The organism is Vibrio panuliri (assembly GCF_009938205.1).
GTDB lineage: Bacteria > Pseudomonadota > Gammaproteobacteria > Enterobacterales > Vibrionaceae > Vibrio > Vibrio panuliri.
The window spans coordinates 31,062-53,369 of the sequence record NZ_AP019655.1; the positions used below are offsets into that span (position 1 = coordinate 31,062).

Here is a 22,308-nt window from a genome sequence, read left to right on the forward strand (position 1 = left end):
CCGATGAAAGGCCTACCACTAGTACAAGTTAGAAGTGTCTGCAAAAGCTTTGCTGGTGTGCAGGCCTTAAATAACGTCTCATTTGATATCTACCGTGGCGAACGTTTGACCATAATGGGAGAAAATGGCTCGGGTAAATCTACCATCATCAAACTGATCGCTGGGGTATATGGGTTTGACTCGGGAACCATTCAAATTGGCGAACAGGTATTGACCAAAATATCACCGAAGGCCGCAATCGATGCTGGTATTCAGGTGATTTATCAAGACTTTTCCTTATTACCTAACCTTACCGTTGCCGAGAACCTGGCTTTTAATGCCAATCTGGCAAGTGGACGCTGGCGGATGGATTGGGCTGAAACTGAAAGGATTGCTAAGCAAGCATTGGAGAAAATTGGTATTTCATTACCGCTCGATGAACTCGCGGGTAACTTATCAGCGGCGGATCGCCAACTGATTGCCATTGCTAAGGCTTTACTTAAAAACACATCGCTAATCATCATGGATGAGCCAACTACGGCACTAACACGTCGAGAAGTGCAGACGTTACTTGGCATTGTTGATGATTTAAAACAAAAAGGAATTTCGACCATCTTTGTCAGCCATAAGTTGGAAGAGGTGTTAACCGTCTCTGACCGCGTAGTGGTGCTACGTAATGGTGAATTAATACTAGAGAAACCGATCGAAGAGCTTGACCGAAGTTCAATTGTTGAGGCGATGTCAGGTATTCATTTGGTGGAAAAAAACTCTTCCAGTAAACCCAAACATGGTAAGCCACGCTTATGTGTACGACATCTCTGTTTACCGCCCTCGATGCTGGACGTGAGCTTTGATCTCTATCCGGGGCATGTGCTTGGTGTTACTGGTTTACTTGGCTCTGGTCGCAACGAGCTGGCTAAAGCATTGATGGGGATTGAGCCTGCCGTGACAGGGATGATTTCAATCGATGGAGAGAAAATCCATATTCGTAATGTGCAAGACGCTCTGCATCATCGTATCGCGTTGGTTCCAGAGGATCGGTTGACTGAAGGCTTGTTTATCGACACATCGATTGGTCTCAATATGATGCTGCGCGTGATGGCGGGTTTTACCGATAAAAGCGGTAAGTTGGATTGGCAAACGGTCAAAGAACAGTCTCAACGTTGGGTTAGCTCTTTATCGGTGAAAACCAACAATACTGAACTACCCGTTTCCTCTTTGTCTGGTGGAAATCAGCAAAAAGTAGTGTTGGCGAAGTGGCTGGCAAGTGACCCTAAGATATTGATTCTTGTTGGGCCAACGGTAGGTGTGGATGTGCGCTCTAAGTTGGACATTATTGAGATGATTCAAGGGTTAGCAGAGCAAGGTGTCTCGGTCATTGTGATCACTGATGATATTCCTGAATTGCTGCAAGTTGCCAACGAAATCATGGTAATGCGACGGGGGCGCTCATCGAAGCTAGTAGCAATCGAACAAGTGGATGAGGCGTGGATTGTTAATGAGTTAAGCAAAGATGGAGAGGCCGCATGAAACAGTTTATTCGCTCCCATGAGTTTATAATTTTGGTGATTATCTTGGGTTATGCGGCGCTGGTTGCATGCATTAATCCTACTGCATTTCTAACGTTATCGACCTTGTTTGATATTCTCAAAAGCGCCTCGATTTATGGCATTTTGGCACTTGGCGTACTGTTAGTTATCTTAACGGGCGGTGTGGATCTCTCTTTTCCCGCGGTCGGGGCCTTTTCCAGTTACTTAGCGATTCTGCTGTTTAAAACCATGGGTTGGTCATCGTTAAGTGGCATATTTATTGTCGCCATCAGTATTGGTGTGGTGTTGGGGTTAATCAATGGTTTCTTGGTGCATAAACTGCGTGCTCCGGCGATGATCATTACCCTTGGAACCTCCAGTATTTTATATGGTGCGTTACTATTTGGTTTTGGCAGTACAGTCCTATTTTCTTTGCCACTCGCACTACGAAAATTCTCGAATGCCAGCATCGTGACAGTCAGCGACCCGATCACCGGTTCCACAGCGCTGCATCCGGTGGTGTTTATCTGGTTAGGCCTCGCATTACTCTGCTATCTATTCCTCACTTTTACTATGCGTGGTCGTTTTCTTTATGCACTAGGTGGTAATGCTAGCGTTTGTGAACGGTCAGGTATCAATATGCTTAGCATTCAATTACTTAACTTTGCCATAGTCGGTGCATTGGCAGCGATTGCGGCGGTCTGCTTTAGCGGTATGTATCGTATGGCTTCACCCATTACGTTTTTAGCCGAAGAGCTGGATGTTATTGCCGCAGTTGTCTTAGGGGGCACCGCGATTATGGGAGGTAAAGGTACCGTGTTGGGTACCATCTTAGGGGTTTTGTTAATCACCTTAATGAAAAACAGCCTTATTCTGATCGGTATTCCTTCCGAGTGGCAAAAATTTATGATTGGTACGTTGTTACTTATTGGGGTCACAAGCCCAATTTTGTCGGCTAAGTACAAGTTCTATAAATCGCAAAAACAAACGGTACTACCGCAAGCCATTACCATGGAGAAAGCATCATGAAGCAGACAATTGATAAAGGGATGCTGAGCCGACCGTATGAGATATTGCATGTGCGTATCCTTGCCATCGCAATTGTACTGACTTTGCTTCTTCTAACGGTTGTGCAGGGCGAGCATTTCCTGACGGCCACGAACTTCCAGTCGATGGCTTTTCAAAGTGTTGAGCTTGGAATTTTGTCATTGGCGATGTGCATTGCCATTGTGCTGGCAGGGATTGATTTGTCGATCATTGCGATTGCCAATTTGGCGGCGATCGCCGTCGCGACATATCTAAAATCGGCAGAGGTGGAGGTATTAAGTATCGCTCACTTACTGGTGTGTGTCGGTATTGCATGCGCTGTTGGGGTTATTTGCGGTGCGTTAAATGGTTATTTAATTGGCTATCTAGGCGTGCCAGCCATTCTAGCGACGTTAGCCACAATGACTCTCTATGGTGGTTTGGCGATCGGCTACACAGGTGGTGCGGCCATTTCTGGGATGCCACAAGGTTTTGATGTGATAGGTAATGGCCAGTGGTTCGGTGTGCCAATCCCAATGTTGATCTTTTTGGTGATTTTAGCGCTATTGTGGCGCATGTTCGAAACGACGGTATTTGGAACTCATCTATATTGTGTTGGTGCCAACCCGAAAGCTTCACAATATTCGGGGATTCCTGTCGCGAAAGTGTTGTTAAAGGCTCATACCTTGATTGGGGTGTTGGCGGCTATCGCGGGATTGATCATTCTATCGCGTACCAATTCAGCCAACCCTGTGTATGGCTCATCTTATATTCTCAGTACCATTCTTATTGTCGCTCTTGGTGGCGTATCGGTATTAGGTGGTAAAGGCAAAATACTCGGTGTGGCGATGGCTATCGTGTTGCTACAACTATTTTCTACCGGTTTGAACATGCTGTTGTATAAAACCAGCGGCAGCAACTTCTTAAAAGATGTGATTTGGGGCGTATTACTGCTCGCCATCATTGTGATGATGCACTACTTACTCAATCGAGGAAACCGAACATGACCGATCAACGAATTGAACAGATAGCTCAAATGTTAGTGCATCATTCATTGCAAATTCAAACGGGTGAAAAGGTAATGATTGCGGCAATGGAAGAGTGCAGTTTGCCTTATGCCAAAGCTCTGAATCGAGCAATTGTGCAGGCGGGTGGCTTTCCTCAGGTACAGTTTGTCAGTGAAGAAATGCGTTCCGATTTGATGCGTTTTGGTCAAGATGAGCAAATTAGCTGGATTCCAGAAATAGAGCGCTACGGTATGGAGTGGGCTGATGTGTACATTGCGCTTCGCGGCGCTTCTAACCTATATCAACACTGGGATATTCCCGTCGAGAAGAAAGCCTTGAGTCAAAAAACACAAGGGATTATCTCAACTGCTCGCTGGCAAAAAACACGTTGGTGCTTATTGCGCATCCCCAATCTCAATATGGCACATCAAGCAAAAATTGATGAACACACGTTAATGGAACAGTTCTATCGCGCTTGTTTGTTGGATTGGTCACAACATACGACGGAGTGGCAACGCCTTTGTCAGCGATTGGAGCAGGGCAGTGCGGTTCGTATTGTCAGTGCCAATACTGATTTGAGTTTCTCAACGCAAGGGCGTAAATGGGTGGTTTTTGACGGGCGTGCCAATATGCCTGATGGTGAAATAGCGACAGCCCCACTTACCGAAACTATCAATGGCTATATTGAGTTTGAAAACCCAGGGGTGCTCGGTGGACAACTGATGGAAAACTTGCGCTTAGAGTGGCAATGTGGCGTGTTAGTGAGTGCGACCTGCTCGACGAACCAAAACTACCTCAACAACATACTCGCGACCGATGAGGGTGCAAAGTTGATTGGAGAGTTTGCATTCGGCCTCAACCCAGAAATGACCACATTTACCAACGATATTTTGGTGGATGAGAAAATCGCTGGCACCTTACATATTGCCCTAGGACGGGCATATCCAGAGTGCGGGGGTACCAATATTTCTGCGATTCATTGGGACATAATCAAAGACACCCGAATTGATGGGAAAGTTTATCTTGATGGTGAACTGATATTTGAGCGTGGACAATTCTTAATTTGAGGTGCGTTATGGAACAGACGTATTACCTAGGAATCGATATTGGTACGTATTCCAGCAAAGGTGTGTTGGTTGATACTTATGGAGAGATCATTGCTCAACATTCCATTGCACATGAACTCTCTGTGCCTCATGAGGGATTCGCTGAACATGACGCGATGCAGGTTTGGTGGGGGGAGTTTCAAGCGATTTGCCGAGAGTTGATTTCGCTCTCAGGGATTGATGCGGAGCAGATCAAAGCGGTGGGGCACAGTGCGATGTCGCCTTGTTTAGTGTGCGCTGATGAGCAGGGCAAGCCTCTGCATGCTGCGATATTGTATGGTATTGATACGCGGGCAAGCGAACAACAACAACAGATGTATCAGTTGCTTGGTCAAGACAACATCTATCAACTCAGTGGCGGCCTGCTTTCTAGCCAATCCGTTGTTCCCAAAATGTTATGGGTTAAGCAGCATATGCCCAAGGTCTGGAACCAAACCCATTATCTGTTTTCTGCTTCGGGTTTTATTACTTACCAATTAACCAATCACTACTGTTTAGATTGTTATGATGCCATCGCTTACAGTGGCATATACAACTGCCACAGTAATAGTTGGGATCTCGATAGTTGTCAGCGGCTTGGGATAAATAAACCACTTCCACAGTTGCATTGGGCGACTGAAATTGTGGGCAAGGTGACAGAAGATGCAGCGCGAGCCACTGGGCTAAAAGTAGGCACGCCAGTGTTAACTGGTTGTGCTGATGCTGGCGCTGAAGCCTTGTCAGCAGGGGTAATGGCGAACGGTGATACGATGTTGATGTATGGCAGTTCGACATTCTTTATTACCCGTACACCTTACCGAATCAGTTCGCCTATATTTTGGAGCAATTGCTTTTTAGAGCCCGATACTTATGTGGTGACTGGTGGTACAGCAACGTGTGGTAGTTTGCTTACTTGGTATCTCAATCAGTTTGGCTCCCAAGCTAAACTCGACAGCAAACTCCATCACACTAACCCCCATGCCGAGTTGATGAAAAAGTTTGAGCATTCAGCGCCCGGTGCAAATGGCTTGATCTGTTTACCGTATTTTTCTGGAGAGCGAACCCCCATTTTAGACAGCGATGCTAAGGGAATGCTGTTTGGGTTGACGCTAGGTCATACTGATGCGGACATTTATCGCTCAGTTGTCGAAGGGATTGCGATGAGCATCACTCATAATATCCGAGCCTTGGGTTTAGAATGTGAGGTGAAGAGATTATTGGCCGTTGGTGGCGGAGTAAATAATCACCATTTATTGCAATCGGTTAGCGACTTTGCTCAAGTCGAACAGTCCGTGAGTGACCGCAGTGTGGGGGCGAGTTATGGCAACTGCATGATGGCCGCAGTGTGTTGTGGTCAGTTTGAGTGTTTAGATGACGCAGTGAGTCACTGGGTTAAGTTTGAGCAAAACTTTAAAGCCAACCCACCGATAGTTGAGTTGGAGCGAAATTACGAGATATATCTGCACCTTTATCAAGCCAATCGAGAGTTGATGCATGGCCTAAGTAGTTGATGAGGAATGAGGTATGGCAGTGGAAAGACGACAGTTTATGCTCGACTATGTGTGGAAGCATGGCGAGCTTTTGACTAATCAGGCTATGGAGCTTTTTTCGGCATCTGCGCCAACTATTCGCCGCGACTTCAATAAGCTTGTTCAAAGTCATCCTGCACTGACGCGCACCCATGGTGGGATACATATAAGGATTCAAGATACCGATAAAGAGTTTGAGTTTGATATAAAACAGAACTTAAATACTCAATCAAAACAAGAGATTGCAGCCAAAGCTTGCCGACTTATTCAGCCGCATGATTGCATTTTTCTTGATTCAGGTTCGACATGCTTTGAGTTAGCCAAATATTTGCGCTCTATCCCGCTTACGGTTGTTACCACTGATGTCAAAATTGCTGACTTACTTGGGGGCGCACGAGATATTGACCTCTACATCGTGGGTGGAAAAGTGCGCACGGGGTTCTTTTCCATTGGGGATACGATGGCCTGCGATATGCTCCAACAGTTCTCTGCCACGTTAGGTTTTATGTCATGTGATGCGGTATCTCTCGACGCTGGTGTCACTAACTCCTCGATGTTCGAAGTGAGCGTCAAGCGCGCTTTAATGAAGCAGAGTAAAGCGGTGTGTATGTTGGTTGATGAGCAGAAGTTGGAAACGACTGCTCCGTATGCGGTGGCGTCACTGTCGGTAATTAAGTATTTGGTCACGACCTCAAACGCAGATGTAGATTTGCTTAACAAGTACCGAGCACGTGGTATTGAAGTGCTTTAGCTCGAGCTTAACAAGCTACTCAATACGGGTTTGGGCTTGACTCAAGAGTTGATGATAAAACGCTAGCGCGGCTGGACCGGTGTTAACACCTTTAGGCAGAGTGATATGCAAGGCGACTTGATAGCGCTCTGAATGCTCAATATTGACCTGCTTAATTTGGGTGTTGGTTGCGGGCTTTACCATATGAAGCGGTATGCGGCAATAGCCAACGCCTTGTTCCACCGCACGCAGTGCATGATCGAAGTTGTCTACGGTAATGCGTTGTCTTGACTTTAACCAACCCACATCTCGCTTTGTATTGGCATCTTCGCCTAAATCTCGCACCACAATTTGACACGTCGTTGCAAAATCAGCGAGACGTAAGTTCTCTTTGCTTGCTAAAGGGTGGTTGTGGGCAATGACGGGAACCATGGTGGTCGTGCCAAACGCTTCTGCGGGGTAGTTGGTGATTGGTAAGTTAATAATCGCAATATCCGCCAGCTCATTCACCACCATGTCGGTGGTTTTACTCAGTGACGTTTCAACAACTTGGATAGAGGTTGCGCTGTTGTCTGCAAGGAACGTTGCCATTGGTTGATACAACCAACTAGGGTCACATAAATGGTCAATCGAAACGGTGATTTGCGATTCGACGCCACTGCTGAGTTGTTTACTGATCATCTCAAGCTCATGGGCTTGTTCAAGCATTGAGTCGGCTCGACGGAGCAAAGTTTTGCCATGCTCAGTCAGCACCGCTCGACGCCCTTCAACCGCCAATAACTCAACGCCGAGTTGCTGCTCAAGTTTCCTCACTGAATAAATCAACGTGGTATGGCTTTTGTTTAACGCCTGTGCCGCAGCTTGAATGCTACCCGCTTGTTCGATGTGGTGCAGTGTTTGCCACTGCTCAAGAGTTGTTTTTAAGCGCATTGGTCAAATTTTTAGACAGTTAATGGCAAAATTATGAACTTTTTTGTCGAAAATATAAAGGTAATAATCACTACATCAACCGAGATGAGCAACTGAATAGCAGTTTGATACCAGTGAGGAGTAAGCGTGATGAAGAAGTTATTACAAGTTGATTTTGATTTTCAGGGACCTTTTGGTCAGGAAATGGTGCAAGCGATGACAGGCTTAGCGGAGTCGATCAATCAAGAGCCGGGTTTGATTTGGAAAATTTGGACGCAAAGCGAGAAAGATCAATTAGGGGGCGGTGTTTACCTGTTTGCTGATGAAGCCAGTGCCCAAGCTTACTTGGCGATGCACAGTGAGCGACTCACTCAGATGGGAATTCAAAATATACGTGGAGTGATTTTTGATATTAATCATGCACTTAGTGAAATAAACCACGCACCAATTGCTTAATGCCACCGTTTTAGAGATAGACCAATGAACAATAAAACCTTTCTGACCGTGCATAGTGTTATTTATACATTGTTTGCTTTTGCGCTGTTCTTTGTACCTGCACTGATGTGGCCAATGTACGGTGTTGAGATCAATGATCGCTATGCCTACTTTCTCTCGCAACACACGTCGATTTTTTTGGGGGCGATAGCGGCAGTAAGCTGGCTAATGCGTGAGATTGAATCGGGTAAAGCGATGACTCAGTTGCTCAAAGCACTGCTGATTGGCAATGTCTTGGGCGCGATAATTACAGCTTATGCAGGCGTTACAGGTGTGTTTGTTGGCTTTGGTTGGAGCGATCCAGCTTTCTTTACCCTACTTAGCGTGCTGAGTTGGTTGCAACTGAAAAAGCAGTAACACGCCATTAGTTATCTAAGAGTTGTTTCGCTAAAGCCTCAAATATGAGGCTTTTTTGCTGTTTGTCAGAGCGCCAAGTTTGAATGACTGATGTTGGATAGTAGGTGATATTGTCGACAGTCATCATTTGCAGACGACAGTTACAACGCGTGACTGTTAAACAAGTCAATTTTATTCTCACCCATCAATAGGTGACTCAGAGATAGTCATCGAGCCAAGCGTTAACTCCTAGGTAGTTTAGGCGTAAATTGAGCACTCAATATAATCTGTAACTCCCTATCTAATAAGGCTCTGTTGCTAAAAAAGCCAACACGGCGATTGATGGCGCTTTGCCATTAAGCCCGGCATTACTTACAGTCTAAAATTGCACTTGAGAGCGGCATCATTGCTTAGATTCGCGGCTCAATCTTACTCACTGACCGATACTATACCTTAGTCTAAATTGTCGACAATTTGCTTGATTGTCGACAATGTTGTGTACTATTTTGTAATCAAGTTAAATAAATGTTGATTTTTGTTTGCGTATTTCGCGGGCGGCGTCAACAACAAAGAGTCTTGAGTATGAATAGTGAGTTAAATCCTGAGTTAATGAACAAGCTCAGTGACAGGGAAAATACCAAGTCTATCACGCTGACCGAAGTGTTAGTGGAAGCGATCATCAGTGGTGAGTTGCCTTCTGGCAGTAAGATTTCCGAGCCCGAACTCGCCAAGCGCTATCAAGTGAGCCGAGGTCCGCTGCGTGAAGCAATGATGCGCTTAGAGGGGCTAGGCTTAATTGAGCGTATCGCTCATGTCGGCGCTAGAGTGATCGCTTTATCACCGGAAAAGCTGGTTGAGTTATACGCGGTGCGTGAAGCGCTCGAAGGTATGGCGGCGCGTTTGGCTGCTCGACATATCCGCCAAGAAGAAATCTTAGGCTTAGAACTGCTATTGGCAAAACATTCTGCGCATATTGATGAGGTCGAGGGTGCTTCTTACTTTCATCAAGAAGGGGATTTCGATTTTCACTATCGCATCATCAAAGCGAGTCGCAATAACAAACTCATCGCGCTGCTCTGTGATGAGCTGTACCACTTGTTGCGCATGTATCGCTATCAATCTCCCCGTGCTCAATCTCGCCCTAAAGAGGCGTTAGACGAACATAAATTCATCCTTCAAGCGATTCGTAATCGTGATGAAGAGTTGGCAGAAATGCTGATGCGGCGCCATATCTCCGGCAGTCGCAAACTGATCGAACAACAAATTTCTCTTGCTGAAAATGATAAGGATACCAACCCATGAACTTATCCCCCGGAGCGAAGTTTCGACTCGCTGTCGAACAAAATGATCCCCTGCAAATTGTCGGAACCGTCAATCCATATTGCGCCATGATGGCGAAAAATGTTGGGCATCAAGCCATTTACCTATCAGGTGGTGGTATTGCCAATGCTTCTTATGGTTTGCCGGACTTAGGGATTACGACCCTCAATGATGTGCTGGTGGATGTAGAGCGAATCACCAATGCCTGTGATTTGCCGCTGTTGGTTGATATCGATACAGGATTTGGCGGTGCATTTAATATTGCCCGCACGATTAAAGCGATGGAAAAAGCCGGTGCTGCCGCGGTGCACCTTGAAGATCAAGTCGCGCAGAAGCGTTGTGGTCATCGTCCAAACAAAGCCATTGTGAGCCAACAAGAAATGGTTGACCGCGTCAAGGCTGCGGTGGATGCACGCAACAATGATGACTTTGTCATCATGGCTCGCACTGATGCGCTTGCGGTTGAGGGCATGGACAGTGCTATTGAGCGTGCGATTGCCTGTGTGCAAGCGGGCGCTGACATGATCTTCCCTGAAGCGATGAACGAGCTGGGTCAATACGTGCAGTTTTCTGATGCGCTTGCACAAGCAACCGGTAAGCATGTCCCCATTCTTGCCAATATTACTGAGTTTGGCCAAACGCCTCTTTATGGGTGTGATGAACTCGCTCAGTCCAAGGTTGACATGGTGCTGTACCCACTGAGTGCATTTCGAGCGATGAATAAGGCGGCAGAAAATGTCTATCAACATCTGCTGCAAGAAGGTAATCAGGAAGCACTAATTGGGGCGATGCAAACTCGCAACGAATTGTATGCTCACCTTAATTACCACGACTACGAAGATAAGCTCGATAAGCTTTTCTCCGAGGGTAACTAGTCGACGCTGGCTAGGTTAAACCTTTATCTCAAGTGGTTTAGATATAACTGGGACGCCCAAGAAACATACTCATTATCCAATAACGTGAAACCGTCTGACTTAAATAATAACAGCGATAACCTGACCGAGTAGTTGTATTACCCAGCAGGAAGGAAAGTCAGACAGAAAAGGAGTTCAACATGCCTACTAAAGAAATAGGCGGCGCAGGTCTACGAGGCCAAAGCGCTGGTAGCACGGCACTATGCACTGTCGGTAAATCGGGGACAGGTCTAACATATCGTGGTTACGATATTACTGACCTAGCAAACAATGCTCAATTTGAGGAGGTGGCACATCTTTTGTTACGCGGTCACTTGCCCAATCAGCAGCAGTTAGATACTTACAAGACCCATCTGCTAAGTTTGCGTGGTTTACCGCAAGCGCTTAAACATGCGTTAGAGCTTATCCCTGCCGACGCGCACCCGATGGATGTAATGCGCACAGGGTGTTCAGTCCTCGGTAATCTTGAACAAGAGAAAGATTTCTCAGAGCAGCTTGATGCAACCGAGCGTTTGTTGGCGCTATTCCCCGCGATGATCTGTTACTGGTATCGCTTTAGTCATGACGGTGTGCGCGTTGATACCGAAGACCAATCTCAAGACTCTATCGGTGGTTACTTCTTGAAGTTACTGACAGATAGAGAACCAAGTGAGCTGCACAAACAAGTGATGCACTGTTCACTGATCCTCTACGCAGAGCACGAGTTTAATGCTTCTACCTTTGCTGCGCGTGTTTGTGCTTCAACCCTCTCTGATTTGCATTCTTGTATTACCGGAGCAATTGGCACTTTGCGTGGGCCTTTGCACGGTGGTGCGAATGAAGCGGCGATGGAGATGATTGAAAACTGGCAAACACCAGATGAAGCTGAAGAGAATATTCTGCGTATGCTGGAAAACAAAGACAAAATTATGGGCTTTGGTCATGCCATCTACCGTGAAAGCGACCCGCGAAATGCACTAATTAAGCGTTGGTCAAAAGCGCTTTCTGAGGGCGTTGGGGATACTCATCTTTATGCGGTTTCCGAACGCGTAGAGGCGGTGATGAAGCGCGAAAAAGGTCTGTTTTGTAATGCGGATTTCTTCCATGCTTCTGCATACCATTTTATGGATATTCCTACCAAATTATTCACCCCGATTTTTGTGATGAGTCGTTTAACAGGTTGGGCTGCGCATGTGTACGAGCAGCGTGAAAACAACCGCATTATTCGTCCTAGTGCGGATTATACCGGACCTGAGCATCAAGAATGGGTGCCAATCGAGCAGCGTTAAAAGTACCGATTGGTCTTTGCCGCTGGCAATGATTTTGAAGATTGGAGTAACTCGAACCACGAGTGCCAGTTGTAGAGTTTGGATCAACAGCGCGAAAACCCCGTTAAGCCTCTGCGTATAGTGAGTGATGCAAAGAGGCTTATCAGAGCGTTAAAGACCTTACGGTGCTACGTGGAAAGAGTATTAAAACTGGAAGTAACCCTATGATAATAAATACTCAATACCGCAAGTCTTTACCGGACAGTCAACTTGACTATTTTGATGCCCGCGAAGCGGTGGATGCTATCACCCCTAACGCTTACAGCAAATTGCCTTACACGTCACGGGTTCTGGCTGAGCAACTGGTACGTCGATGTGAGCCAACACAGCTTGAAGCAAGCTTAAGACAACTGATTGAGCGTAAGCGAGATCTGGATTTTCCTTGGTATCCAGCCCGAGTGGTCTGCCATGACATTCTTGGTCAAACCGCATTGGTTGATCTTGCTGGCTTGCGTGATGCGATTGCAGATCAAGGTGGCGACCCTGCCAAAGTAAACCCTGTCGTTGAAACTCAGTTGATCGTTGATCATTCACTTGCGGTTGAACATGGTGGCTTTGATCCTGACGCCTTTGATAAAAACCGAGCGATTGAAGATCGCCGGAATGAAGACCGCTTTCATTTTATTGAATGGTGTAAAACGGCTTTTGAGAACGTCAGTGTTATTCCCGCAGGTAACGGGATTATGCACCAAATTAACCTAGAAAAAATGTCACCAGTGGTGCAAGCAAAACAAGGTATCGCCTATCCAGACACCTGCGTTGGCACCGATAGCCATACGCCACACGTTGATGCATTGGGAGTGATTGCAATCGGAGTCGGTGGCCTAGAAGCTGAGACTGTCATGCTAGGTCGCCCATCAATGATGCGTTTACCTGATATCGTCGGAGTTAAGCTTACCGGCAAACGACAACCGGGTATTACCGCGACAGATATTGTATTGGCGATCACCGAGTTTCTGCGTAATGAACGCGTGGTTTCAAGTTACCTAGAGTTCTTTGGTGAAGGGGCTCGCGATCTGACAATTGGTGATCGCGCGACGATCTCCAATATGACACCAGAATATGGTGCGACGGCGGGTATGTTCTATATCGATGAGCAAACCATTAATTATCTGCGGCTAACCGGTCGAGACGATGAGCAAGTGGCTTTGGTGGAAAACTATGCCAAACAAACAGGTCTGTGGGCGGATGATTTAGAGACCGCAGAGTACGAGCGAGTGCTGGAGTTTGATCTTTCTGGTGTAACTCGCAATATGGCAGGGCCTTCCAATCCACATCGCCGCTTACCCACCTCTGAACTGGCCGCCCGTGGCATTGCAAGTGAGTGGCAACAAGAAGAAGGACAACTTCCAGATGGTGCAGTGATCATCGCCGCGATCACCTCTTGTACCAATACCAGTAATCCACGCAATGTAGTCGCTGCGGGGCTTGTTGCCAAGAAAGCCAACGAGCTTGGCTTAGTGCGCAAACCGTGGGTCAAATCTTCCTTCGCGCCAGGTTCTAAAGTGGCGAAGCTCTATCTTGAAGAAGCAGGCTTGCTGGAAGAGATGGAAAAACTGGGCTTTGGTATCGTGGCCTATGCATGTACTACCTGTAATGGTATGAGTGGCGCACTGGACCCAGATATTCAGCAAGAGATTATCGATCGCGACCTGTATGCCACAGCTGTGCTCTCAGGTAACCGCAACTTCGATGGTCGTATCCACCCCTATGCTAAACAAGCTTTCCTCGCCTCACCTCCTTTGGTGGTTGCGTATGCATTGGCGGGGACTATTCGGTTTGATATTGAGCGAGATGCATTGGGCACAGACGCGCAAGGTAAGCCGATTTACTTAAGTGATTTATGGCCAAGCGATCAAGAGATCGATGATGTGGTCGGTAAATACGTGAAACCGGAGCAGTTTAATCAAGTTTATATCCAAATGTTTAAGCTGGATGATGCCGAACGTAGCCCAAGCCCTCTCTATGACTGGCGTGAAATGAGTACCTATATCCGCCGTCCGCCCTATTGGGAAGGCGCGCTTGCCGGTGAGCGAACGCTATCTGGCATGCGACCATTGGCGATTCTTGGCGACAATATCACGACCGATCACTTGTCACCTTCCAATGCCATTTTAGCCAGCAGCGCCGCCGGTGAGTATCTGGCAAAAATGGGGCTACCTGAAGAGGACTTTAACTCTTACGCCACCCATCGCGGAGATCACTTAACGGCTCAGCGAGCCACATTTGCCAACCCTAAACTGTTTAATGAAATGGTCAAGGAGAAGGGTGAGGTAGTGCAAGGTTCGTTAGCGCGTATTGAACCTGAGGGTAAAGTCACCCGCATGTGGGAAGCCATTGAAACCTACATGACGCGTAAGCAGCCCTTAATTGTGGTCGCAGGTGCGGACTATGGGCAAGGCTCGTCGCGTGATTGGGCGGCAAAAGGTGTGCGTCTCGCAGGGGTTGAAGCGATCGTTGCAGAAGGTTTTGAACGTATCCACCGCACAAATTTGGTCGGCATGGGGGTGTTACCACTGCAGTTTAAAGCAGGAGTAAACCGTCACACCCTCAACTTAGATGGCACCGAGTTATATGACGTTGTTGGTGATATCGCCCCCGAGGCGGATCTGGCACTAGTCATTACCCGATCGAACGGTGAAAAGCTGGATGTGGCGGTGACATGCCGACTTGATACTGCTGATGAAGTGAGTGTTTATCAAGCGGGTGGCGTGTTGCAACGTTTTGCGCAAGATTTCCTCGCACAGTAAGGGATGACTATGATTCGAACCAAACCTCAGCTTCGCATACCCGCGACCTATATGCGAGGCGGAACGAGTAAAGGGGTATTTTTTAGCCTCAATGACTTACCTCCAGAAGCTCAAGTGGCAGGTCAAGCGCGTGATAACTTGCTGATGCGGGTGATTGGTAGCCCTGATGCGTATGGCAAGCAGATAGATGGCATGGGAGGCGCAACATCGAGTACGAGCAAAACCGTGATCGTTTCGACGAGCGAACAACCTGACCATGATGTCGATTATCTGTTTGGACAAGTGGCGATTGATAAGCCATTTGTGGATTGGAGCGGAAATTGCGGCAATCTTTCTGCAGCCGTCGGCCCATTTGCAATTCAAGCTGGTTTAGTCAGCTCTGAGCGTTTACCACGAAATGGCATTGCAGAAGTTCGCGTTTGGCAAGCAAACATCAACAAAACCATCATCGTGCACGTACCAATGATTGATGGACGAGTGCAAGAGACGGGCGATTTTGAACTTGATGGGGTCACCTTTCCTGCCGCTGAGATCCAAGTCGATTTTATCGACCCTGCTGCCGGTGACAGCAGCTTATTTCCAACCGGACACCTGATTGATCGTTTGGAGGTGCCCAACATCGGTGCCTTTAACGTGACTTTTATTACTGCGGGGATTCCGACGATTTTTATCGACGCAGAATCCCTCGGTTATCAGGGTATTGAGTTGCAAGAAGAGATCAACAACGATGAAAAAGCGTTAGCGATGTTTGAGACGATTCGAGCCTATGGTGCGTTGAAAATGGGCTTGATTGCGAGTTTAGATGAAGCGAAAAGTCGTCAACACACGCCAAAAATTGCCTTTGTCTCGCCAGCGCAAACTTGTCTCTCTTCGAGTGGTAGCACTATCAATGCTGAAGAGATTGATCTCCATGTTCGTGCCTTGTCTATGGGTAAGTTACACCACGCCATGATGGGTACAGCAGCCGTTGCCATTGCCTCTGCTGCCAGTGTACCAGGCACTTTAGTTAACTTAGCGGCGGGTGGGGGGGAAAAGAGCAATGTCACCTTTGGTCATCCATCAGGCACGCTGAAAGTGGGTGCAGAAGCAAGCATTATGAGTGGTGAATGGGCGATCAATAAGGTGTCGATGAGCCGTAGTGCCAGAGTATTAATGGAGGGCTTTGTGCGTGTTCCCTCCGATGTATTTTCATAAATAAATCAACCGCTGCACCTCTATCACGATATAGATGTGAGGTGAAGAGGCGTGAAAAATTAAGCTATCGCTTTTAGAGCAAGGAGCGATCGAAAGACATACCCCGAAACGACTTGGCGTGACACAAACTGGTGAGTGATTCAAACCTGAATGCTTCTGCTTACTTTAGGAGAATGAGGTTTGCTGATGCTTCCTTTGACGTTGCGGTTTTAAGTTCAGTCGGAGGATTGGAGGAAGCAATATGTCTGCATATCAAGAACAATATCAATGGGCACAAGAGCAACCCGAACTGTTTTGGCAGGAGCAAGCGAAGCAGATTGATTGGTTTGAAGCCCCAAGCACCATTCTTGCGAAGGACGAACATGGCATTGAAAGATGGTTTCCTGATGGAGTCCTGAATACCTGTTGGTTAGCACTCGACCACCATTGTGAACAGGGTAGAGGCGCCAATACGGCTCTTATATATGACTCACCTGTGACAGGAGCTAAGCTGCAATACAGCTATCAAGAGATGCGAGATCAGGTTGCGCGAATTGCAGGAATGCTAGCAGATCGCGGTGTGACCAAAGGTGACCGAGTCGTTATCTATATGCCGATGATCCCTGAAGCAGCGATGGCGATGCTTGCCTGTGCACGCCTTGGGGCGATTCACTCAGTAGTATTTGGTGGCTTTGCACCTAACGAGTTGGCAGTCCGTATTGAAGACGCCGAGCCTAAAGTGGTGATGACCGCATCGTGTGGTATCGAAGTGAACAAGGTGATCGCTTACAAGCCGATGGTTGATAAAGCGATTATGGATAGTCGCTGGAAGCCTGAAAGTGTGTTTGTTTTGCAGCGCCCTCAATGTGAAGCAGAGTTAGGGCAAGCGCGTGATATCGATTGGGCGCAAGCCTACCAAGCAGCCTTGCCACATGCATGCGTACCAGTACTGGCGACCGATCCTCTCTATATTCTGTATACGTCTGGCACGACGGGCAAACCGAAAGGCGTTGTACGTGATAACGGTGGTCATGCGGTTGCGATGAAGTATTCAATGGGCACTATCTATAACATGCCACAAGATGGCGTGTTCTGGGCTGCATCAGATGTTGGTTGGGTCGTGGGTCATTCCTATATTGTTTACGCGCCGCTTATTCACGGTTGCACGACAATTTTATACGAAGGCAAACCAGTACGAACGCCCGATCCCGGTGCTTTTTGGCGTGTATGTGAAGAGTATAGTGTAGATGCTCTGTTCTCTGCTCCGACTGCTTTTAGAGCAATCAAAAAAGAAGATCCACAGGGTGAATGTCTTAAGCAGTATGACTTATCAAAGCTGAAAGCCATCTTTATGGCCGGAGAACGCCTAGACCCGCCGACACTCGAGTGGGTGGAAGATAAAGCGAACAAACCGGTGATTGACCACTGGTGGCAAACAGAAACTGGCTGGGCGATTGCTGGTAATCCAACTGGTATCGAGTTAATGCCAGTTAAAGCGGGTTCGGCAACTAAGCCAATTCCCGGCTATCAAGTGGAGATCCTCAACGAGTTAGGCGAACCTGTTGCCGCTAAACAGCAAGGTTTTGTGGCATTAAAGCGTCCACTGCCACCAAGCTGTTTACCTACGGTGTGGCGTAACCATGATCGCTTTGAATCGGGCTACCTCAGCCAGTTCCCTGGTTACTATGTGTCTGGCGACGGCGGGTATCTTGATGATGATGGGTACCTATTTATTATGGGTCGCATTGATGATGTGATTAACGTTGCTGGACACCGTTTGTCGACCGGTGAAATGGAAGAGATTGTTGGTGGACACCCAGCGATTGCGGAGTGTGCGGTGGTTGGTATCCATGATGAGCTTAAAGGACAATTACCGCTTGGGTTTGTGGTACTGAAAGATGGGGTTAATATCGACTCATTAACGTTAGAGGGTGAGTTGGTCAATAAAGTGCGAGACTCTATTGGCGCGGTTGCTTGTTTCAAGCATGCGTTGGTGGTTGAGCGTCTACCTAAGACGCGCTCTGGTAAGATCTTACGCCGTACTATTCGTCAAATTGCAGATGGCGAATCCTACACGGTACCATCGACTATCGATGACCCTACAAGTATCAGTGAAATTGAACGCGTACTGCGCAGTTAGGTTATTGTCTCGATAGGTTAAAGGAGCGTACTAACGCTCCTTTTTTTGTTCTGTTTCTCTTCTCTTTTCTACGATAAGTTTCATCTCTCTATCTTGTTCAAATTGGTCTGTACAATTTTGACGTCCTTATCACTATTGATAAAAATATTCTCAGAATTAACTCAGTAAACACGATTGCAATCATAGGTTAACTCATTGTTTTATTGTGATAATTGCTATTTTGGTGTGCGCATTGCTTTGAATTGGTCTGTACAATTTTAGTTATTGTAATGAGATCTCGATCTGAGACTGCGACTAATAATTGCACTACTATCGCTTTGAAAGTAACCAAAGTGATTAAAGAACCATGGCTGAAAATTCTAAACGTCTGTATGTCAAAGTCGCGAATGACATCATCGAACAAATTAAACAAGGCACCTATCAGATTGGGGACTGCATTCCACCTGAAAGAAAACTTGCAGAGCAGTTGGGTGTTAGCCGTACCGTTGTGCGTGAGGCAATGGTTTATCTCGAGATGCAAGGCATTGCGGATATTCGCAAAGGGGCTGGAGTGTTCATCATTAATGATGCGAATAGTCTGAATGTCAAAAACAATCTTCCTGAAGTGACTCCGTTTGAAATCTTACAAGCTCGCTTAATGATAGAGCCGCAATTGGCTCGTTTTGCCGCAGAGAACAAAACACCGGAACTTATTGAGGAACTGTCGAACTGCATCAAGATGATGGAGTCTTCGATGTTCTTCTCCGAAGCGACGCTGCGCCACCAAGCATCTGTCGATGCGGATCGCCAATTCCACAAAGCCATTAACCGTGTATCAGATAATCCCCTGGTAATTAACTTCTACGAAGAGTTGATGGCGCTGCATATGGCAGGAGATATGTGGAAGCGAATGGATGAGCTTGCCGATGAACCAGCCTCTCGCGGGCAATGGATTGCTGATCACAAGCTAATTTTTTCAGCGATTGAGCAGGGAGATGGTGACAAAGCCTATCAATGCATTCATGACCATATCATGAATGTCATCGTTGAAATTACGGAATAGAGCCAAGCTCTAGCCTTATTAAATAAACATAAAAACAAAAGGTATTAACTATGAACATCAACATGAAACTCTCGACCTTACTACTTGCTGCTGCGTTGCCATTTTCCGCGGTAGCCAAAGATTACACCTTGAAGATCTCGATGTCTGTGGGCGAAAAAGACCCAATGTATGCAGGCAGTATGGTGATGAAAGAAGCCGTTGAATCACGTACTGATGGCAAGTTAAAGATTGAGGTGTATCCAAGTGGACAACTGGGCTCAATGGAAGACATTCAAGAACAAGCGATGTTTGGTGAAAACGTTGCGGCGTTAACTGATAGTGGCCGCCTGAGTGTTTTCTCGAAAGAAATTGGGGTAATCGGCGTGGCATATGCAGCAAAAGATTACCAAGAGATGAAGCGCATAGTTGAAACCGATGTATTTAAAGGTTGGGAGCAGAAGCTAGAGAAAGAAGGCTTGCATGTCTTATCGTTTAACTGGTTCCAAGGCAGCCGTAGTTTCTTCACCAATAAAGAAGTACAAAAACCAGAAGATTTGAATGGACTGCTTATCCGTACACCGGGTGCTGCGGTATGGTCTGAGTCTGTTCGTTCTTTAGGGGCTACGCCAACAGCATTGCCTTGGGCAGAAACTTACCCTGCGATGCAACAAGGTACGGTCGACGGATTTGAGGCTCAATTGCCAGCCGTTATTTCGGGTAGTTTGCAAGAGACCGTGAAATACGTTGCGGAAACGGAGCACTTCCAGTTGATGACCGCCTTAGTGGTAAGTGAGGACTGGTTCCGTTCGTTGCCACAAGAGTACCAAACCATTTTAACCGAAGAGTCCTACAACGCTGGTAACTATGCATCAGAACAAGCGAATGCGCAGATTGCGGAATACAAACGAATTATGCAAGACGACTACGGCGTGAAGTTTGTGGCGGTCGATAAGACTCCGTTTATTAAAAACGCTCAAGCTGTATTCAAAAAGCTAGGTTACGAGCAAGAGTATCAACAACTCCAACAAGCGCTTAAATAAGCGGAATAAAGAAGGGTAGGGAGTATGTTGTACCTAAATTCATTGAATGGAAAAGTTCTAAAGTGGGAAGAAAACATCGCAGGTATTTGCTTGTTTTTAATCTCCTTCCTAGTCTTCTTTGCTGCATTACTGCGTGCGGTTGGGCATCCTCAGGCTTGGATGTCCGACCTAAGCCAACTGCTATTTGGTTGGGTCATCTTTTTAGGCAGTGATTTAGCATTAAGTCAGAAACGTCATATAGGAGTAGAGTTTTTTGAAGAAAAATTGCCTATGTTTTGGAGAAATAGAATCGCCGATATTTGGTCTGTTTCTATTATAGGCTTCTTGGGTTTTGTTGCATATTACGGATGGTTCTTAGCGACTAAAAGTCGTCGAGAATTTGATTCTCTTGAAATTAGTGAATTCAATGTTGTTATATTTCTAGCGGTGTCGTTCTTATGTTTACTAGCATTTGATTTTTTCCGCAGTAATAAAAAATCCCTACAAGGATATTTGTTTTCATTATTGGTTATTGTGTTGTCTACGGCTTATATCCTATTTAGTTGGGATATTAGTAAACAAGCAGAACCTCTCAGTTATGCGTTTTTAATTGCCTCAGTTCCAGTTGGTTGTGTACTTATGATTCGCACTGAATTGGTGAGTGTTGCAGAAAGATGGAGCAGAAAAAATGGCTGATTTTATTAGTTCACTAACGTCACCAATGGGTGTCTTAGTCGTCAGTTTTGTTATTTTTCTGATGTTGAGAATGCCGCTTGCGTTTGCTATTGCAATTTCAAGCGTACTGTTTTTTGTCGTGGATGGCGCTTCTTCATTTATTATTCCAGTACAGAAGATGGTTTTAGCATCACAAAACCCAGCTTTGCTCGCGGTGCCTTTCTTTGTTTTTGCTGGCAACTTAATGAACTCCGCAGGGATTACTCAGCGTCTGATTGCCTTTTGTTCGAAGATTACCGCGCACTTGGTTGGCGGCTTAGCGCACGTTACTGTGTTACTCAGTGCCATTATGGGTGGTGTGTCTGGCTCAGCCGTTGCTGACGTCGCGATGCAATCTAAGATCCTTGGCCCTGACATGATTAAGCGCAAGTATTCAAAGGGTTTTGTTGCAGCATCGATTGGTTTGAGTGGTTTAATTACTGCAACGATTCCACCAAGTATTGGCCTGATTTTATATGGCTTTGTTGGTGAGGTATCAATTGGTCGCCTGTTCTTAGCTGGTGTTGTTCCGGGTTTACTCATGACAATCTTCCTAATGGTCACCGTTAGCATTGTTGCCAATAAACGCGGTTACATTCGTGAGCAAGAACATAAGACACCTGCCAAAGAGGTATTTATAACCCTTAAAGAGTGTTTTTGGGCGCTACTTTTCCCGATTTTGCTGATTGTCACCATTCGCTTTGGTATTTTTACGCCTTCGGAAGCAGGCTCATTTGCGGTGTTTTATGCGCTATTTATTGGTTTGTTTGTGTATAAAGAGCTTACCATTGCGAAAATTGTTGAGGTGCTGAAACAGACGGTTGTTGATAATGCCGTTATTATGCTGATTATTTCATTCTCTGGAATATTTGGATATGTGATTGTTGATAACCAAGTACCACAATTCTTGTCGAAAGAGATATTGGATATTACGACACATAAATATTTTCTTTTAGTGGTGATTCTTGTTTTTCTTGCCATTGTTGGCATGTTTATGGAAGCGACAGTCAATGTATTGCTATTAACACCGATATTTTTACCTATTGTTCAAGGTGTTGGTATTGATCCTGTTCACTTCGGTATTTTAATGATGATTATTGTCACCATGGGTGGGATGACGCCACCAGTTGGTGTGGCAATGTTTACCGCTTGTTCAATATTGGACTGCCCAACAAAAGATTACATAAAGGAATCGGTACCGTTCTTATTAGCCATATTCCTCTTACTCGTTGTATTAATCATATTCCCTGATTTGGTGCTGTTCTTACCAAATATGGTTTACAACTAATACCAAGATAAATAGTTAATTGCATTCATATTACGGC

19 protein-coding genes are annotated in these 22,308 nt (G+C 46.2%); 18 read left to right on the forward strand and 1 reads right to left on the reverse strand.

The window, feature by feature from the left end:
- Positions 1 to 3 precede the first annotated feature (3 nt).
- From GZK95_RS15085 to GZK95_RS15110, 6 genes are read left to right on the forward strand one after another with little or no spacing between them, the layout of a single operon-like run.
- Positions 4 to 1,509 carry a sugar ABC transporter ATP-binding protein gene (locus GZK95_RS15085; RefSeq protein ID WP_075714133.1) on the forward strand — a complete coding sequence of 502 codons (1,506 nt, stop codon included), beginning with the start codon at positions 4 to 6 and terminating at the stop codon, positions 1,507 to 1,509.
- A complete protein-coding gene (locus GZK95_RS15090) occupies positions 1,506 to 2,537 on the forward strand; it encodes an ABC transporter permease (protein WP_075705804.1) in 1,032 nt (343 codons plus the stop codon). Before GZK95_RS15085 ends, GZK95_RS15090 begins: the two co-directional genes overlap by 4 nt.
- Complete coding sequence (locus GZK95_RS15095; RefSeq protein WP_083626155.1) at positions 2,534 to 3,541, forward strand: ABC transporter permease; 1,008 nt, start codon at positions 2,534 to 2,536, stop codon at positions 3,539 to 3,541. Before GZK95_RS15090 ends, GZK95_RS15095 begins: the two co-directional genes overlap by 4 nt.
- Positions 3,538 to 4,608, forward strand: coding sequence for an aminopeptidase (locus GZK95_RS15100; RefSeq protein WP_075714135.1), 1,071 nt, complete (start codon positions 3,538 to 3,540; stop codon positions 4,606 to 4,608). Before GZK95_RS15095 ends, GZK95_RS15100 begins: the two co-directional genes overlap by 4 nt.
- An 8-nt stretch (positions 4,609 to 4,616) precedes the next feature.
- The gene (locus tag GZK95_RS15105) at positions 4,617 to 6,137 is read left to right on the forward strand and encodes an FGGY-family carbohydrate kinase (RefSeq protein ID WP_075714137.1); all 1,521 of its coding nucleotides are present in this window, start codon (positions 4,617 to 4,619) and stop codon (positions 6,135 to 6,137) included.
- Between the two features lie 13 nt (positions 6,138 to 6,150).
- Complete coding sequence (locus GZK95_RS15110; protein WP_075705807.1) at positions 6,151 to 6,906, forward strand: DeoR/GlpR family DNA-binding transcription regulator; 756 nt, start codon at positions 6,151 to 6,153, stop codon at positions 6,904 to 6,906.
- Between the two features lie 15 nt (positions 6,907 to 6,921).
- On the opposite strand, the gene GZK95_RS15115 is transcribed toward GZK95_RS15110, so the two are convergent.
- Entirely contained in the window at positions 6,922 to 7,815 is an 894-nt protein-coding gene (locus tag GZK95_RS15115; RefSeq protein WP_075714139.1) for a LysR family transcriptional regulator, read from the reverse strand.
- Between the two features lie 129 nt (positions 7,816 to 7,944).
- Between GZK95_RS15115 and GZK95_RS15120 the strand changes: the two genes are divergently transcribed.
- From GZK95_RS15120 to GZK95_RS15175, 12 genes are all read left to right on the forward strand, one after another.
- Entirely contained in the window at positions 7,945 to 8,250 is a 306-nt protein-coding gene (locus GZK95_RS15120; RefSeq protein ID WP_075714141.1) for a monooxygenase, read from the forward strand.
- Between the two features lie 24 nt (positions 8,251 to 8,274).
- Complete coding sequence (locus tag GZK95_RS15125) at positions 8,275 to 8,646, forward strand: hypothetical protein (protein WP_075705810.1); 372 nt, start codon at positions 8,275 to 8,277, stop codon at positions 8,644 to 8,646.
- Between the two features lie 561 nt (positions 8,647 to 9,207).
- Positions 9,208 to 9,927 carry a GntR family transcriptional regulator gene (locus GZK95_RS15130; RefSeq protein WP_075705811.1) on the forward strand — a complete coding sequence of 240 codons (720 nt, stop codon included), beginning with the start codon at positions 9,208 to 9,210 and terminating at the stop codon, positions 9,925 to 9,927.
- Positions 9,924 to 10,820: a methylisocitrate lyase gene (gene prpB, locus GZK95_RS15135; protein ID WP_075705812.1), complete on the forward strand. Its 897-nt coding sequence runs from the start codon at positions 9,924 to 9,926 to the stop codon at positions 10,818 to 10,820. The genes GZK95_RS15130 and prpB overlap by 4 nt, the downstream gene beginning before the upstream one ends.
- Before the next feature lie 179 nt (positions 10,821 to 10,999).
- Positions 11,000 to 12,127 carry a bifunctional 2-methylcitrate synthase/citrate synthase gene (gene prpC / locus GZK95_RS15140; RefSeq protein WP_075714143.1) on the forward strand — a complete coding sequence of 376 codons (1,128 nt, stop codon included), beginning with the start codon at positions 11,000 to 11,002 and terminating at the stop codon, positions 12,125 to 12,127.
- A gap of 203 nt (positions 12,128 to 12,330) precedes the next feature.
- Positions 12,331 to 14,916, forward strand: a complete 2,586-nt coding sequence (gene acnD / locus GZK95_RS15145; RefSeq protein WP_075714145.1) for a Fe/S-dependent 2-methylisocitrate dehydratase AcnD — start codon at positions 12,331 to 12,333, stop codon at positions 14,914 to 14,916.
- A gap of 9 nt (positions 14,917 to 14,925) precedes the next feature.
- Positions 14,926 to 16,110, forward strand: coding sequence for a 2-methylaconitate cis-trans isomerase PrpF (prpF, locus tag GZK95_RS15150; RefSeq protein ID WP_075714147.1), 1,185 nt, complete (start codon positions 14,926 to 14,928; stop codon positions 16,108 to 16,110).
- A gap of 241 nt (positions 16,111 to 16,351) precedes the next feature.
- A complete protein-coding gene (locus GZK95_RS15155) occupies positions 16,352 to 18,229 on the forward strand; it encodes a propionyl-CoA synthetase (RefSeq protein ID WP_075714149.1) in 1,878 nt (625 codons plus the stop codon).
- A gap of 346 nt (positions 18,230 to 18,575) precedes the next feature.
- Complete coding sequence (locus GZK95_RS15160) at positions 18,576 to 19,271, forward strand: FadR/GntR family transcriptional regulator (protein WP_075705817.1); 696 nt, start codon at positions 18,576 to 18,578, stop codon at positions 19,269 to 19,271.
- A 50-nt stretch (positions 19,272 to 19,321) separates the two neighbouring features.
- Positions 19,322 to 20,290: a C4-dicarboxylate TRAP transporter substrate-binding protein gene (locus tag GZK95_RS15165; protein WP_075705818.1), complete on the forward strand. Its 969-nt coding sequence runs from the start codon at positions 19,322 to 19,324 to the stop codon at positions 20,288 to 20,290.
- 24 nt (positions 20,291 to 20,314) lie between these two features.
- On the forward strand, positions 20,315 to 20,965 hold the full coding sequence (locus GZK95_RS15170) for a TRAP transporter small permease (protein WP_075705819.1): 651 nt from the start codon (positions 20,315 to 20,317) through the stop codon (positions 20,963 to 20,965).
- Positions 20,958 to 22,271: a TRAP transporter large permease gene (locus GZK95_RS15175; RefSeq protein ID WP_197740184.1), complete on the forward strand. Its 1,314-nt coding sequence runs from the start codon at positions 20,958 to 20,960 to the stop codon at positions 22,269 to 22,271. The genes GZK95_RS15170 and GZK95_RS15175 overlap by 8 nt, the downstream gene beginning before the upstream one ends.
- The last annotated feature ends 37 nt before the right edge of the window (positions 22,272 to 22,308 follow it).

What these genes read in the sequence shown, in the direction of transcription:
- GZK95_RS15085 (WP_075714133.1), top strand. Translation starts at nt 4, where the DNA reads ATGAAAGGCCTACCACTAGTACAAGTTAGAAGTGTCTGCAAAAGCTTT.
- GZK95_RS15090 (WP_075705804.1), top strand. Translation starts at nt 1,506, where the DNA reads ATGAAACAGTTTATTCGCTCCCATGAGTTTATAATTTTGGTGATTATC.
- GZK95_RS15095 (WP_083626155.1), top strand. Translation starts at nt 2,534, where the DNA reads ATGAAGCAGACAATTGATAAAGGGATGCTGAGCCGACCGTATGAGATA.
- GZK95_RS15100 (WP_075714135.1), top strand. Translation starts at nt 3,538, where the DNA reads ATGACCGATCAACGAATTGAACAGATAGCTCAAATGTTAGTGCATCAT.
- GZK95_RS15105 (WP_075714137.1), top strand. Translation starts at nt 4,617, where the DNA reads ATGGAACAGACGTATTACCTAGGAATCGATATTGGTACGTATTCCAGC.
- GZK95_RS15110 (WP_075705807.1), top strand. Translation starts at nt 6,151, where the DNA reads ATGGCAGTGGAAAGACGACAGTTTATGCTCGACTATGTGTGGAAGCAT.
- GZK95_RS15115 (WP_075714139.1), bottom strand. Translation starts at nt 7,815, where the DNA reads ATGCGCTTAAAAACAACTCTTGAGCAGTGGCAAACACTGCACCACATC.
- GZK95_RS15120 (WP_075714141.1), top strand. Translation starts at nt 7,945, where the DNA reads ATGAAGAAGTTATTACAAGTTGATTTTGATTTTCAGGGACCTTTTGGT.
- GZK95_RS15125 (WP_075705810.1), top strand. Translation starts at nt 8,275, where the DNA reads ATGAACAATAAAACCTTTCTGACCGTGCATAGTGTTATTTATACATTG.
- GZK95_RS15130 (WP_075705811.1), top strand. Translation starts at nt 9,208, where the DNA reads ATGAATAGTGAGTTAAATCCTGAGTTAATGAACAAGCTCAGTGACAGG.
- prpB (WP_075705812.1), top strand. Translation starts at nt 9,924, where the DNA reads ATGAACTTATCCCCCGGAGCGAAGTTTCGACTCGCTGTCGAACAAAAT.
- prpC (WP_075714143.1), top strand. Translation starts at nt 11,000, where the DNA reads ATGCCTACTAAAGAAATAGGCGGCGCAGGTCTACGAGGCCAAAGCGCT.
- acnD (WP_075714145.1), top strand. Translation starts at nt 12,331, where the DNA reads ATGATAATAAATACTCAATACCGCAAGTCTTTACCGGACAGTCAACTT.
- prpF (WP_075714147.1), top strand. Translation starts at nt 14,926, where the DNA reads ATGATTCGAACCAAACCTCAGCTTCGCATACCCGCGACCTATATGCGA.
- GZK95_RS15155 (WP_075714149.1), top strand. Translation starts at nt 16,352, where the DNA reads ATGTCTGCATATCAAGAACAATATCAATGGGCACAAGAGCAACCCGAA.
- GZK95_RS15160 (WP_075705817.1), top strand. Translation starts at nt 18,576, where the DNA reads ATGGCTGAAAATTCTAAACGTCTGTATGTCAAAGTCGCGAATGACATC.
- GZK95_RS15165 (WP_075705818.1), top strand. Translation starts at nt 19,322, where the DNA reads ATGAACATCAACATGAAACTCTCGACCTTACTACTTGCTGCTGCGTTG.
- GZK95_RS15170 (WP_075705819.1), top strand. Translation starts at nt 20,315, where the DNA reads ATGTTGTACCTAAATTCATTGAATGGAAAAGTTCTAAAGTGGGAAGAA.
- GZK95_RS15175 (WP_197740184.1), top strand. Translation starts at nt 20,958, where the DNA reads ATGGCTGATTTTATTAGTTCACTAACGTCACCAATGGGTGTCTTAGTC.